The organism is Streptomyces sp. NPDC090741 (assembly GCF_044769045.1).
GTDB lineage: Bacteria > Actinomycetota > Actinomycetes > Streptomycetales > Streptomycetaceae > Streptomyces.
On sequence record NZ_JBIVXF010000001.1, the window covers coordinates 659,269 to 673,657 of the forward strand.

12 protein-coding genes are annotated in these 14,389 nt (G+C 67.6%); all 12 read right to left on the reverse strand.

Annotation, left to right across the window (positions count from 1 at the left end):
* Positions 1 to 73 precede the first annotated feature (73 nt).
* A complete protein-coding gene (locus ACIQU4_RS03040; protein ID WP_403725010.1) occupies positions 74 to 1,105 on the reverse strand; it encodes an ABC transporter ATP-binding protein in 1,032 nt (343 codons plus the stop codon).
* The gene (locus ACIQU4_RS03045; protein WP_403725013.1) at positions 1,098 to 2,072 is read right to left on the reverse strand and encodes an ABC transporter ATP-binding protein; all 975 of its coding nucleotides are present in this window, start codon (positions 2,070 to 2,072) and stop codon (positions 1,098 to 1,100) included. Before ACIQU4_RS03045 ends, ACIQU4_RS03040 begins: the two co-directional genes overlap by 8 nt.
* 12 nt (positions 2,073 to 2,084) lie before the next feature.
* Complete coding sequence (locus tag ACIQU4_RS03050; protein WP_403725016.1) at positions 2,085 to 3,086, reverse strand: ABC transporter permease; 1,002 nt, start codon at positions 3,084 to 3,086, stop codon at positions 2,085 to 2,087.
* Positions 3,079 to 4,002 carry an ABC transporter permease gene (locus ACIQU4_RS03055; RefSeq protein WP_403725019.1) on the reverse strand — a complete coding sequence of 308 codons (924 nt, stop codon included), beginning with the start codon at positions 4,000 to 4,002 and terminating at the stop codon, positions 3,079 to 3,081. Before ACIQU4_RS03055 ends, ACIQU4_RS03050 begins: the two co-directional genes overlap by 8 nt.
* A 30-nt stretch (positions 4,003 to 4,032) precedes the next feature.
* Positions 4,033 to 5,664, reverse strand: a complete 1,632-nt coding sequence (locus ACIQU4_RS03060; RefSeq protein WP_403725021.1) for an ABC transporter substrate-binding protein — start codon at positions 5,662 to 5,664, stop codon at positions 4,033 to 4,035.
* A gap of 107 nt (positions 5,665 to 5,771) precedes the next feature.
* Positions 5,772 to 6,737, reverse strand: coding sequence for a GNAT family N-acetyltransferase (locus ACIQU4_RS03065; protein WP_403725023.1), 966 nt, complete (start codon positions 6,735 to 6,737; stop codon positions 5,772 to 5,774).
* 66 nt (positions 6,738 to 6,803) lie between these two features.
* Complete coding sequence (locus ACIQU4_RS03070) at positions 6,804 to 8,423, reverse strand: ABC transporter substrate-binding protein (RefSeq protein ID WP_403725025.1); 1,620 nt, start codon at positions 8,421 to 8,423, stop codon at positions 6,804 to 6,806.
* 97 nt (positions 8,424 to 8,520) lie between these two features.
* On the reverse strand, positions 8,521 to 9,573 hold the full coding sequence (locus ACIQU4_RS03075) for an ABC transporter ATP-binding protein (protein ID WP_403725028.1): 1,053 nt from the start codon (positions 9,571 to 9,573) through the stop codon (positions 8,521 to 8,523).
* Positions 9,566 to 10,621 carry an ABC transporter ATP-binding protein gene (locus tag ACIQU4_RS03080; protein WP_403725031.1) on the reverse strand — a complete coding sequence of 352 codons (1,056 nt, stop codon included), beginning with the start codon at positions 10,619 to 10,621 and terminating at the stop codon, positions 9,566 to 9,568. The genes ACIQU4_RS03075 and ACIQU4_RS03080 overlap by 8 nt, the downstream gene beginning before the upstream one ends.
* 11 nt (positions 10,622 to 10,632) lie before the next feature.
* On the reverse strand, positions 10,633 to 11,580 hold the full coding sequence (locus ACIQU4_RS03085; protein WP_403725033.1) for an ABC transporter permease: 948 nt from the start codon (positions 11,578 to 11,580) through the stop codon (positions 10,633 to 10,635).
* A complete protein-coding gene (locus ACIQU4_RS03090; protein ID WP_403725962.1) occupies positions 11,573 to 12,505 on the reverse strand; it encodes an ABC transporter permease in 933 nt (310 codons plus the stop codon). The genes ACIQU4_RS03085 and ACIQU4_RS03090 overlap by 8 nt, the downstream gene beginning before the upstream one ends.
* A 174-nt stretch (positions 12,506 to 12,679) precedes the next feature.
* Complete coding sequence (locus ACIQU4_RS03095) at positions 12,680 to 14,317, reverse strand: ABC transporter substrate-binding protein (RefSeq protein ID WP_403725036.1); 1,638 nt, start codon at positions 14,315 to 14,317, stop codon at positions 12,680 to 12,682.
* Positions 14,318 to 14,389: the final 72 nt, after the last annotated feature.

The window sequence follows — 14,389 nt, forward strand, 5'->3', positions numbered from 1 at the left end:
CTGCACGCCCCAGATCTCGGGACAGAAACGGTCAAGTTGCCTGCACGTAAACCGGGTTGGCGGAAAGGTGACCCTAACGGAGCGAATCCGCGCGGGGTGGCCGGATTTCGCCTGCGAAATGACAGGCCGAAGGATGGGCCGCCGGGCCGGACGGGAAGGCCTCCGGAACGGCCAGCAGCGGGACCTCGTCCGTGCAGCGCTGCTGCGCCTTCCAGCAGCGGGTGCGGAACGGGCAGCCGGACGGCGGATTGGCCGGGGAGGGCACGTCGCCGGTCAGGATGATCCGCTCGCGGTGGGCGCGGGCCTGCGGGTCCGGGACGGGCACGGCCGACAGCAGGGCCTGGGTGTACGGGTGGGTGGGATGGTCGTAGATCTGCGTGTCGGTGCCGATCTCCACCACCCGGCCCAGGTACATCACGCCGACCCGGTCGGAGATGTGCCGCACGATCGAGAGGTCGTGCGCGATGAACACGTACGACAGCTCGAACTCGTTCTGGAGCCGGTCCAGGAGGTTGATCACCTGGGCCTGGACGGAGACGTCGAGCGCGGAGACCGGCTCGTCCGCCACGATGACCTCGGGCCGCAGGGCGAGGCCGCGGGCGATGCCGATGCGCTGGCGCTGGCCGCCGGAGAACTGGTGCGGGTACCGGTTGATGTACTCGGGGTTGAGCCCGACCACGTCGAGGAGTTCCTGGACCTTGCGGCGCCGGTCGCCCTTCGGGGCCACCTCGGGGTGGATGTCGTACGGCTCCCCGATGATGTCGCCGACCGTCATGCGCGGGTTGAGCGAGGTGTACGGGTCCTGGAACACCATCTGGATGTTGCGGCGGACCGCCTTGAGGGCCCTGCCGGACAGTTTGGTGATGTCCTCGCCCTTGTACGAGATCGCCCCTGCCGTCGGGCGTTCCAGGTTGACCAGCATCTTGGCGACGGTGGACTTGCCGCAGCCGGACTCGCCGACGATGCCCAGCGTTTCGCCGCGCGCGAGGCCGAAGGAGACCCCGTCGACCGCCTTGACCGCGCCGACCTGCTTCTTGAACAGGATGCCCTGGGTCAGCGGGTAGTGCTTGACGAGGTCCTTGACCTCCAGGATGGTCTCAGCCACCGAGGCACTCCTTCCAGAAGAAGCACGCGCTCGTGCGGCCTTGGCCCACCTGCGCGAGCGGCGGGACGTCGGTGCGGCAGACCGCCTGCGCCATCGGGCAGCGCGGGTTGAAGGCGCAGCCGGGCGGGATGGCCAGCAGGTTCGGCGGCAGGCCCTTGATCGCGTACAGCTCCTGGCCCTTCTGGTCGAGGCGCGGGATGGAGTCGAGCAGGCCGCGGGTGTACGGGTGCGCGGGCGCGGCGTAGATCTCGTGGACGGGGGCCGCCTCGACGATCCGGCCGGCGTACATGACGGCGATCTTGTCGGCCACGTCGGCGACCACACCGAGGTCGTGGGTGATGAGGATGAGCCCCATGTTGAGCTCGCGCTGGAGCTCGGCGAGCAGGTCCATCACCTGGGCCTGGACGGTGACGTCCAGGGCCGTCGTCGGCTCGTCCGCGATGATCAGGGAGGGCTCCAGGGCCAGCGCCATCGCGATCATGATGCGCTGGCGCATGCCGCCCGAGAACTGGTGCGGGTAGTCCCCCACCCGCTCCCGCGCCGCCGGGATCTTCACCCGGTCCATCAGCTCGACGGCCTTGGACTTGGCGGCCTTGCGGGACATGCCGCGGTGGACCTCGTACATCTCGCCGAGCTGGGCACCCACGCTGAGGACCGGGTTCAGGGAGGACAGGGCGTCCTGGAAGATCATCGCCATCTCGGCGCCCCGGATCTTCCGCCGCTCGTCCTCCTTCATCTTCAGCAGGTCCTTGCCCTTGAAGAGGATCTCGCCGCCCGCGATCCGGCCCGGCGGGACGTCGAGGATGCCCATCACGGCCTGGGCGGTCACCGATTTGCCCGAGCCGGACTCGCCGAGCACGGCGAGCGTCTCGCCCTCGTCCACCGAGTAGTTGACGCCGTTGACGGCCTTGGCGACTCCGTCCCGCGTACGGAACTCCACATGGAGGTCGCGGACTTCGAGCAGCATGGTGCCCACTCCTCAGCGCAGTTTGGGGTCGAGGGCGTCGCGGGCCGCGTCGCCGAGCATGATGAACGCGAGCACGGTCAGGCTCAGCGCGCCCGCCGGCCAGAGCAGCATGTGCGGGGCGTTGCGGATCTGCGAGGCCGCGTTGGAGATGTCGATGCCCCAGGAGACGGTGGGTGGGCGCAGGCCGACGCCGAGGAAGGACAGGGTGGCCTCCAGGGCGATGTACGTGCCCAGGGCGATGGTGGCGACGACGATGACGGGGGCGATGGCGTTGGGCGCGACGTGCCGCAGCAGCATCCGGCCGTTGCCGGCGCCGAGGGCCCGGGCGGCCTGGACGTAGTCGTTCTGTTTGGCGGTGATGACGGAGCCGCGGCCGATGCGGGCGATCTGCGGCCAGCCGAGGAGCACGATGAAGCCGACGACCGGCCAGACGGTGGTGCTGGTGACCACCGACAGGAAGACCAGGCCGCCCAGGACGACGGGGATGCCGAAGAAGATGTCCGCGACCCGGGAGAGCAGCGAGTCGCCCCAGCCGCCGAAGAACCCGGCGAGCCCGCCGAGCACCGAGCCGAGCAGGGCGGCGCCGAGGGTGGCGCAGACGCCGACGGTGATGGAGGCGCGGGCTCCGTAGACGGTGCGGGTGTAGACGTCGCAGCCCTGGGTGTCGTAGCCGAAGGGGTGGCCGGGCGAGGAACCCTGCTGGGACTTGGACAGGTCGCACTGGAGCGGGTCGCCGCTCGCGATGAGCTGCGGCCAGATCGCGATGATCACGAGGAACAGGATCATCAGCGAGGAGATGATGAAGACGGGGTTGCGGCGCAGCTGGTGCCAGGCGTCGGACCACAGGGAGCGGGCCTTCTCCTGTGGGCCGGTGGGCGCGTCGCCGAGCGTCTTCTCCAGGCTCTCGGCCTCGTCGAGCGCGAGATCTATGGGGCCGCCCTGGCCGGTGGGGGCGATGGCCTCCCCCTTTGCGGGTTCCAGTGGGTCGTAGGCGGGCTCGCTGCGCTCAGGCATAACGGATCCTCGGGTCCAGGACCGCGTAGAGCAGGTCGACGAGCAGGTTCGCCAGCAGGAAGACGATGACGAGGATGGTCACGAAGCCGACCACCGTCGGGGAGTTGTTGCGCAGGATGCCCTGGTAGAGCTGGTATCCGACGCCGTGGATGTTGAAGATCCGCTCGGTGACGATGGCGCCGCCCATCAGGGCGCCGATGTCGGTGCCGATGAAGGTGACGACGGGGATCAGCGAGTTGCGCAGCAGGTGGCGGGTGACGACCCGGTGGCGCGGCAGGCCCTTGGCGACGGCGGTGCGCACGTAGTCGGCCTTGACGTTCTCGGCGATGGAGGTGCGCGAGAGCCGGGTGACGTACGCGAGGGAGACCAGCGCGAGCACGATGCCGGGCAGGATCAGCTGGTTGAAGGGGGCGTCCGGGGAGACGGTGGGCCGGACCCAGCCCCATTTGACGCCGAAGAGGTACTGGAGCACGTAACCCGTCACGAACGTGGGCACGGAGATGACGACGAGGGTGAGCACCAGCACGCTCGTGTCGACGGACTTGCCCCGGCGCAGCCCGCTGATCACGCCGAGGGTGATGCCGATGACGATCTCGAAGAAGATCGCGACCATGGTCAGGCGCAGGGTGACGGGGAAGGACGAGGCCATCAGCTCGGTGACGGGCTGGCCGTTGAAGGCGGTGCCGAAGTCGCCCTGGAAGATCTGGCCCATGTAGTGGAGGTACTGCTCCCACAGGGGCCGGTCGAGGTAGAGGTCCTTGCGGATGCGCGCGGCGGTGGCGGGGTCGGGCGCCTTGTCGCCGAAGAGGGCGGCGACCGGGTCGCCGAGCGCGTACACCATGAAGAAGATCAGGAACGTGCTGCCGATGAACACCGGGATCATCTGGAGCAGCCGCCGGATCACATAACGTCCCATGGACTGCTCCGGGATCGATCCGACAGGGGGTCAGCTGACCTTGATCTCGTTGTAGACGGGAACGCTGAACTGGTTGAGCGCCACGTCCGTGAGCCGCTCGGCGTAGCCCGCGCTGCCGTTCTGGTACCAGAGCGGGATGGAGGGCATCTGCGCGGCGAGGATCTTCTCGGAGTCCTGGAACTTCGCGATGGCCTTGGCCGCGTCGCTCTCCTGGTTGGCCTCGTCGACGAGCTTGTCGAACTCCGGGTTGCTGAACTTCCCGTAGTTGGAGGAGGCGCCGGTGTAGTAGAGCGGCTGGAGGAAGTTCTGGATCAGCGGGTAGTCGGCCTGCCAGCCGGAGCGGAAGGGGCCGGTCAGCTTGAAGGAGCTCTGCTGGTTGCGGAAGTCGGCGAAGGTGCCGATCGGGTTGACCGTGCAGACCGGGCCCTCGCCGATCGCGTTGTTGATGCTGTTGCAGACGGCGTCCATCCAGTCGCGGTGCGAGCCGGTGTCCACGTTGGACGTCAGCGTGACCTTGCCGCCGGGGAGCCCGCCGGCGTCCTGGATGAGCTTCTTGGCCGCGGCCGGGTCGTACTTGCAGGCGTCGCCGCAGAGCGTGGCGTTGAACCCGCCCTTCTCGCCGAGGGCCGGGGATGTCCAGTCCTTGGCCGGGGTGCGGGTCTCGCGGAAGATCTGCTTGGTGATCTCGTCGCGGTTGATCGCCATCGAGATGCCGCGGCGGACGTTCTCCATGCCCTCCTTGCTCCACTGCGGGTCGTACAGCGGGAAGGTGAGGGTCTGGATGATGAGGGCCGGCTGGTTGATGTACCGGTCGCCGAGGTCGTTCTTGACGTTCTTCAGCTGCTGCGCGGGGATGTCGTCGACGAGGTCGAGGTTGCCGGAGATCAGGTCCGTGTAGGCGGTGTTGTTGTCGGTGTAGACCTTGAGGTCGACGCCGCTGTTCTGCGCCTTGTCCTCGCCCGGGTAGCCGTCCCAGGTGCGCAGCTTCATGCCGGTGCCCTTGGTGTACGAGTCCACCGTGTACGGTCCGTTGCCGATCGGCTTGTTCAGCCAGCCGGCGTGGTCCGTGAAGAAGGCCTTGGGCAGCGGGGAGAAGGCCTGGTAGCCGAGGGTCTCGGGCCAGGTGGAGAACTTGTTCTTCAGGGCGACGGTGAAGGTCTTGGGGTTCTTGACGACCAGTCCGGACATCGTCTTGGCCTTGGGCTCCCCGGAGGCGGGGTGGAGGTCCTCGTAGCCGGCGATGTTGGAGAAGAACGGCGAGTTGTTCTGCTTGTTGCGCACGTCCGCGCCGTAGTTCCAGGCGTCCACGAAGGACTGCGCGGTGACCGGCTCGTCGTTGCTGAACTTCCAGCCGTCCTTCAGCGTGACGGTGAAGTTCTGGCTGTCGGTCGTCTCGATCTTCTCGGCGAGCATGTTCTCGGCCGCGCCGGTCTTCGGGTCGTACCGCTTGAGGCCCCGGAAGATCATGTCGAGGACCTTGCCGCCCTGCACCTCGTTGGTGTTGGCCGGCTCCAGCGGGTTCTGCGGGTCACCCCAGGAGGAGCTGACGATTCCCGCGCCACCGCCGCCGTCCCCGCCGCTGTCGCTACCGCCGCAAGCCGTCGCCGCGAGGGCGACGGCCGCCGCACATGCGGCCCACTTGGCGTGGGTGGCTCCGCGCATGGAGTGCCTCCTAAGGCTCCCAAGACTCACTTAGGGCCCCATGTCACCCTATGCGGGGGCCGGAAAGCTCCTGGTTGGACCGATTGCACCCTCGCGTCCCGCGCCTGTCACCCGCGCGAGTGCAAACTCAGCTCCCAGGTGTCCACCGCGTAGTGCAGGGTCATGCCGTGCGCCTCGTACAGCGCGAGCGCGCCGGTTGCGTTGCGGGTGTCCACGCCGAGGCCTACCGTGTCCCGGCCGCGGGCCGCGTAGGCGGCGAAGCCGTGGCGCAGCAGGAAGCCGCCGATGCCCCGGCCGCGCAGGTCGGCTCGGACGCCGAGGTGGCTGAGCCAGCCCATGCTGGTGCGGTCGTCGCGGGTCAGCAGGACGCCCGCGTCGCCGACGCCGGGCAGGCTCGCGATCCAGACCAGCGACCAGTCGAGGCTGCAGGCGTCGAGGTGGTCCAGCCACGCCTCGTACGGGCGGTGCACATGGCCGAAGTGGGCGGAGAAGGTCTCCTCGACGAGGGCGTGGACCCGGCGGCGGTCGGCCTCGTCGGCGGCGCAGTCGCGCAGAAGGAGCCCCCCTGGACAGGCGGGCGGCAGGTCGGCGGCCGGGGACAGGGCCCGGGTCATCACCTGGTGGTGGCGAACGGACCGGTAGCCGCGGCCGGGCAGCACGTCGGCGTCGAGGACGGGCTTCACGTTGACCTGGAGCCTCATGACGGCGTCCCCCGTCCCGGCGGTGAGCTCGCGGGCCCGGATCTCCATCAGCTCCAGCAGCCGGACGGCGGCTTCCCGGCGGCCGGGCAGCACGTAGTGCTCGGAGTCGACCCTGCCGGGCCCGGAGTCGGCCCACACCTGGGCGTAGGACACGAGCCGGCCCCCCTCGAAGGCCAGCCAGGAGTCCTTGGCGAGGTCGATGTCGGGGTGGTTGAGGTCGGCCTTGACGGCGGCGAGGTCGCTCTCCGGTCTGCCGATCTCGATGAGGTCGACGGCGTTGAGCAGGGCGCAGATGTCGGACGCGTCCCCGGGCCCGGCGGGCCGTACGGTCAGCGTGCTCCGGCTCCGGCGGCCGTACGGTGTCGCGGTCACCCGCCCACTGTCCGCCCGCCGGAGGCGCCCCCGCAACTCCCTTTCGGCGCGTCCCCCGGCGGGGTGTCAGTTGAGCTCGACGTGCGCCAAGTCCATGCGGCCCTGCGCGTCGACCCCGACGTTCTTCACGGTCTTGGAGTAGGCCACGGCCGACATGTAGGTGAAGACCGGGATGTACGGGAGGTCCCTGATGACGATGTCGTCGGCCTGCTGGTAGAGCTTCAGGCTCTCGGCCGGGTCGGTCGCGCGGTCGGCGGCGGCGAGGACGGCCTCGAACTCGTCGTTGCCGTAGCGCCCGAAGTTGGAGCCGTTCGCGATGGCCTCCTTGGAGAAGACCGGGCGCAGGTAGTTCTCCGCCGCCGGGTAGTCCATGGCCCAGCCCATGCGGAAGGCGCCCTTGAACTTCTGCGACTTCACGTCGTCGATCAGGGCGGCGGAGCTCTGGTACGGCTTGGCGGTGACCTCGATGCCCAGGTTCGCCTTCAGCTGCGCGGCGACGGCCTCGATCCACTCCTTGTGGCCGCCGTCGTCGTTGTAGCCGAGCTCCAGCTTGTTGCCCGGTATGCCGCCGGCCTGCTGGAACAGCGCCTTCGCCTTGGTCGGGTTGTACGTACCGGCCTCGCCCAGGGCGCCCCTGCGGTAGCCGGGGACGATCGGGCTGATGAAGTCGTCGGCCGGTTTGCGGGTGCCCTGGAAGATCTTCTTGGAGATGGCCTCCCGGTCGATGGCCATGGAGATCGCCCTGCGGATCTCGGCCTTGCCGAAGGCCTCGGGGTTGGCCTCCAGCGGGAAGCCGAGGTAGCCGACGGAGGCTTCCGGCTTGTAGATGTAGCGGTCGCCGAACTCCTCGGAGACGGTGGCGAGCGCGGAGACCGGCAGCTTGTCGGTGATCTGAAGGGCGTTCTTGTGCAGGTCGTTGTAGGCGGTGTCCAGGTTGTCGTAGATCTTGAAGGTCACGGCGTCGAGCTTGGCGCGGCCCTCGGCCGGGTACTTGTCGTACTTCTTGACCTTGATCTGCTTGTGGTGCTCCCACGTGCCGTCCATGCGGAACGGGCCGTTTCCGATCGGGGACTCGCCGAACCCCTTCGGGTCGGCCTCGAACGCCTTGGGCAGCGGGTAGAAGGCGTCGTACCCCAGCATGGTCCTGAACTGCGAGAACGGCGCCTTCAGGGTGACGGTGAAGGTCCTGTCGTCGATGACCCGCAGGCCCTTGAGCTCCTTGGCGGTGGGCACCTTGCCCTTGCCCGGGGCCAGCTCCTGCGAGCCCTCGATCTTCGAGAAGAAGCCCATCGACTCGGCGGTGTGATCCTGGTTGGCACCCCAGTTCCAGGCCCGGACGAAGGACTGTGCGTCGACCTTCTCGCCGTTGTGGAAGGTGTACCCGTCCTTGATCCTGATCGTCCAGGTCTTCGAGTCCGTGGTGTCGACGGACTCGGCGATGGCCAGCTTGGGCTCGTTGGTCTTGGTGTCGTACGCGACCAGGCCCGTGAACAGCGCGTGGAGGACTTCGGCGCCCTCGGTCTCGGCGGTCTCCTGCCCCACCAGCCCGTGCTGCGGCTCACCGAGGACCACGGTGATGTGCCCGCCGGCCTTGCCGGTCTTCGCGTCCTCGCCGGGGCCGCACGCCGTGGCGGCCATCGCCACGACGACGGAACCGACGATCCACTGGGCGCTCGCTGTGCGCATGGGTGGTTGCCTCCTCGGGAGTCACGTTCGGTGGTGCGGGAAAACGGTACGGGGCCCAGCCGGGATCGGCTGGGCCCCGTACCGTTTTCCGGCGGGATCAGATGGCCAGGACGGCCTTCTCCTCCGCGAAGTGGCACGCCGACTCGTGCGCGGCCAGGGCGTTCACGCCCTGGAAACGCGTCGGGATCGCCAGCAGCGGCTCCTCCGTGGAGCAGCGCTCCTCGGCCTTCCAGCAGCGGGTGCGGAAGCGGCAGCCCGACGGCGGGTTGGCCGGCGAGGGGACGTCACCGGTGAGGATGATCCGCTCGCGGCCCTCGCGCGCCTCCGGGTCCGGGACCGGGACGGCCGACAGCAGCGCCTGGGTGTACGGGTGCGTCGGGTGCTCGTAGATCTGGGCGTCGGTGCCGATCTCGGCGAGCTTGCCCAGGTACATGACGCCCACGCGGTCCGAGATGTGCCGGACGATCGAGAGGTCGTGCGCGATGAAGATGTAGGAGAGGTTGAACTCCTCCTGCAGCTTCTCCATCAGGTTGATGACCTGCGCCTGCACCGACACGTCGAGCGCGGAGACCGGCTCGTCGCAGATGATGATCTCCGGGTTGAGCGCGAGGCCGCGGGCGATACCGATGCGCTGGCGCTGACCGCCGGAGAACTGGTGCGGGTACCGGTTGATGTACTCCGGGTTGAGGCCCACGACGTCCAGGAGCTCCTGGACCTTGCGGCGCCGGTCGCCCTTGGGAGCCACCTCGGGGTGGATCTCGAAGGTCTCCCCGATGATGTCGCCGACCGTCATGCGCGGGTTCAGCGAGGTGTACGGGTCCTGGAACACCATCTGGATGTTGCGGCGGACGGCCTTCAGCGCGCGCCCGGACAGCTTGGTGATGTCCTGGCCCTTGTAGAAGACCTCGCCCGCGGTCGCCCGCTCCAGGTTCATCAGCAGCTTGGCGACGGTGGACTTGCCACAGCCGGACTCGCCGACGATGCCCAGCGTCTCGCCCTGGTACAGGTCGAAGCTGACGCCGTCGACGGCCTTGACCGCGCCGACCTGCTTCTTGAACAGGATGCCCTGGGTCAGCGGGAAGTGCTTGACCAGGTTGCGGACCTGGAGGATCGGCTCGCGCGCGGGGGCGTTCTTGGTGAGCTCAGCCATGGAGCTGCTCCTTCCAGAAGTGGCAGGCGCTGGCGCGGCCGGGCAGCTCGGAGCCGTCCTGCTCGCTGACCACCTGGAGCAGGGGCACGTCGGTACGGCAGATGTCCTGCGCGACGGTGCAGCGCGGGTTGAACGAGCAGCCGGTCGGCAGCCGCAGGAGGTTGGGCGGCAGGCCCTTGATCGCGAAGAGGTCCTGGCCCTTCTGGTCCAGGCGCGGGATCGAGTCCAGCAGACCGCGGGTGTACGGGTGCGCCGGGCGCTTGTAGATCTCGTGCACCGGGGCCGTCTCGACGATCCGGCCGGCGTACATGACCGCGATCTTGTCCGCGACGTCGGCGACGACGCCGAGGTCGTGGGTGATCAGGATCAGGCCCATGTTGAGCTCGCGCTGGAGCTCCGCGAGCAGGTCCATGACCTGGGCCTGGACGGTCACGTCGAGGGCCGTGGTCGGCTCGTCGGCGATGATCAGGTCCGGCTCCAGCGCGATCGCCATGGCGATCATGATGCGCTGGCGCATACCGCCGGAGAAGTGGTGCGGGTAGTCGTCCACACGCTCCTTCGCCGCCGGGATCTTGACCTTGTCCATCAGCTCGATGGCCTTGAGGCGGGCTTGCTTCTTCGACAGGCCCTGGTGGACGCGGAACATCTCGCCCAGCTGGTAGCCGACGGTGAGCACCGGGTTCAGCGAGGAGAGAGCGTCCTGGAAGATCATGGCGATCTTCCGGCCGCGCAGCTTGCGCCGCTCCTCGAAGCTCATCTTGAGCATGTCCTGGCCGCGGAAGAAGATCTCGCCCTGCGGGATCTTGCCGGGAGGCATGTCGAGGATGCCCATGATGGCCTGCGCCGTCACGGACTTGCCCGAGCCGGACTCGCCGAGGACGGCGAGGGTCTCGCCGGCGCTCACGCTGTAGTTGACGCCGTTGACGGCCTTGGCCACGCCGTCACGGGTGTGGAACTCGACGTGCAGGTCGCGCACTTCGAGGAGCGGACTCTGCTGGTTCCCGTCACGCGGGGAGGGAACAGTGCTGGTGTTGTCCATGGTGATCATGTACGCCCTCCTCAGCGCAGCTTGGGGTCGAGGGCGTTGCGGACCGCTTCGCCGAGCATGATGAAGGCGAGGACGGTGATGCTCAGCATGATCGAGGGGTACAGCAGGATGTGCTGCGCCACTCGGATCTGTGCGGCACCGGCGGAGATGTCCACACCCCACGAGATGGTCGGGGCCGCGAGACCCAGACCCAGGTAGGACAGGGTGGCCTCGGCCGCGATGTAGCCGCCGAGCGCGATCGTGGACACCACGATCACGGGTGCCATGGCGTTGGGAAGGATGTGCCGCAGCAGGATCCGGGTGGTGCTGGCGCCCAGTGCCTTCGCGGCGTGCACGTAGTCGGCCTGCTTCACGGTGATGACCGAACCGCGCATGACGCGGGTGATCTGCGTCCAGCCCAGGAAGGCCAGGGCGAAGACGACCGTCCACACCGTGCGCTTGGTGAAGGCCTGAAGGACGACCATCGAGCCGAGCAGGAACGGGATACCGAAGAAGATGTTGGTGATCCCGGAGATGAGCGTGTCCGTCAGGCCGCCGAAGTAGCCGGCGATCATGCCCGTGACGCCGCCGACGAGGGTGACGATCGCGGTCACGCAGGTGGCGACGATGAGCGAGGCACGGGTGCCGTAGACGAGGCGCGCGTAGACGCTGCGGCCCTGGCCGTCGTACCCGAGCCAGTCGGGCGTACCGACCTTGGAGAGTTCCGGCTTGCCGAGGAAGTGGTGGACCAGGTCGCCCGTGGTGGGGTCGGCGCTGGTGAACCAGCCCGGGAAGACCGCGATCACCAGGAGTACGAGGATCAGCGCTGCGGAGACGACGAAGTACGGGTTGCGACGCAGGTCGGCCCACGCGTCGCCCCAAAGGCTGCGCGCCTTCTCGTGGGTGACGGGCGCGATCGCGTCGACGGGTGCCAGGGCGCCCTCGGTCGAAACGGCTTCGGTCTTGGTCATGTCAGGCATACCGGATCCTCGGGTCCATGACCGCGTAGAGGAGGTCGACGAGCAGGCTGGCTATGAGGTAGACGACGACCAGGACGGTGACGACACCGACCACGGTCAGGCCCTCGCGGCGGATGACCGAGTCGTAGATCAGACCACCGACGCCCTTGACGTTGAAGATGCCCTCGGTGACGACGGCGCCGCCCATGAGGGCACCGATGTCGGTACCCAGGAAGGTCACGACCGGGATCATCGAGTTGCGCATCAGGTGCACACCGATGACACGACGCTTGGGAAGACCCTTGGCAACGGCGGTACGCACGTAGTCCGCGCGCAGGTTCTCGGCCATCGAAGTGCGCGTCAGCCGGGCCACGTAGGCCAGCGACAGCGAGCCCAGCACGATGGACGGCGCGATGAGTTCGGCCCACGTCTCCTTGTTGCTGACGTTGGGGTCGATCCAGCCGAGCTGGAAGGCGAACACCGACTTGACGATGAAGCCGAGCACGAAGACCGGCATCGAGATGATCAGCAGGGTGACGATCAGGACCAGGTTGTCGACCAGCTTGCCGGCCTTGAGGCCGGCGACGATCCCGAGGGCCAGGCCCAGGACGATCTCGATGGCGAAGGCCAGGAAGGCCAGTCGGAGCGTGACCGGGAAAGCGGAGCCGATGACATCCGTGATCTCACGTCCACTGCGGATCTGCTGTCCGAAGTCGAAGTGGAAGAGGATGCCGGTGATGTAGTTGTAGTACTGGTGCCACACCGGCAGGTCCAACCCGTGCTCGTGCCGGAGTGCGGCCAGAGTGGCGGGGTCTGCACCCTTGTCACCGAAGAGTCCGGCCACGGGGTCGCCGGGCAGGCTGTAGACCATAAAGAAGATGAGCGCGGTCGTCCCGAAGAAGACCGGAATCATCTGGAGCAGTCGTCGTGCGACGTAGCGCCCCATCATGCCTCCGTAGAAGATGCGGCAGAGGCAGCCGGACGGGCCCTTTCGCCACGCACGCACGTGACGGAACCGTCACTGCGTCGCGAAAGGGCCCCCCGGGCTCTGCATTTAGGCCCGGATGTGGGCCGGCTCCCCGCCGGCCCACATCCGTAGAGCGGAATTACGCTGTGGGACTTACTTCTTGACCTCGACGCCTTCGAGGATCGGGTCGCCGTCCTGGGCGTACTTCACGTTCTGGACCTTCTCCGAGAAGCCCGCGTTGACCTTGTAGTACCAGAGCGGGATCGACGGCATGTAGTTCACCAGGTCCTTCTCGACCTGCTGGTACGCCTTCACCGACTCGTCGAGCGACGGGGCGGTGTCCGCCGCGGCGATCTTGGCGTCCAGGTCGGGGTTCGAGAAGCCACCCTGGTTGCCGCCCGCGCCCGTACGGAACAGGTCGCTGATGAAGTTGGCGTTCACCGGGTAGTCGAGGACCCAGCCGGAGCGGTAGATCGACTTGACCTGCTTGGTCTTACGGGCCTGGAGGTCGGCCTGGAAGTCCGGCTTGGCGTCGCCGGTGCACTTGACGCCGGTGGCCTGGGTGATGCTGTTGCAGACAGCGTCGACCCATTCCTTGTGACCGCCGTCCGAGTTGAACTGGATGGAGATCTCGTTGTTCGGAACGCCACCACCGGCGGTGATGAGCTCCTTGGCCTTGGCCGGGTTGAACTTGGTGATGTCACCGGTGGCGTTCGGCGTGTAGCCGAGGACGCCCTTGGCGACCCAGCCCGTGGCCGGCTCGCGGGTGCCCTGGAGCACCGTCTTGGTGATGGTGTCACGGTCGATCGCCATCGACAGGCCCTGCAGGACCTTCGGGTCGACCGGCTTCGGGGTCTTCCACTGGTCGGCGTAGAAGGCGATGGCCAGCGTCTGGATCGCCGAGTACGCCTGGTCCACGGCGCGGGCGCCGAGGTCGTTGCGGTAGACCGGGAGGTCCTTCGGGCCGATCTGACGCAGGACGTCGACGTTGCCCGACTTCAGGTCCTCGTAGGCGGTCTCGAGGGTGGAGTAGTTCTTGAGAATCACACCACCGTTCTTCGCCTTGTTCTCGCCCTTGTAGTCGTCGAAGCGCGTGAGCTCGATCTGCTTCTTGTGCTCCCACGACTTGAACTTGTACGGGCCGTTGCCGACCGGCTTCTCACCGGCGGCCTTCGGGTCCTTGTAGAAGGACTCGGGCAGCGGGGAGAAGACCTCGTAGCCGAGCTTGTACGCGAAGTACGGAACGGCGTTGGCGAGCTCGATGGTGAAGGTGTTCTCGTCGACGACCTTCAGACCCTCCAGCGCCTCGGCGGTGGGCTTGGCGCCCTCGGCCTCGGGGTGGAGCGCCTCGTAGCCCTTGATGTCCGCGAACCAGGACGCGTTGCCCTGCTTGTTGTTGATGTTCGCGGCCCAGTTCCAGGCCTTGACGTACGAGTCGGCGGTCACCTTGGTGCCGTCGTGGAAGGTCCAGCCCGGCTTGAGCTTGACGGTCCAGAGCTTGCTGTCCTTGGAGTCCACCGACTCGGCGTTCACCATGACGAGCTTGCCGTCGGCGTCGTAGTCGACGAGCTGCGAGAACAGCCCGGACATGACGATCGAGCCGTTGGACTCCATCGTGTCGGCCGGCTGGAGGAGCTTCTCGGGCTCGCCCACCTCGACGGAGTAGATGCCGTTCGGGTCAACCTCACCCTTGCCGGCGGCGCCGCTCTTGTCGTTGCCACCGCAGGCGGTCGCAGCCAGGGCGACAACAATCGCGCCCGCTACCCACTTGGCGCTCTTGGCACCGCGCATGGGTTTCCTCCTCATGAGTCCACTGTTTGATGTGCGGGACACATGAACGTTTCGCCGACACCCCTGACGGCG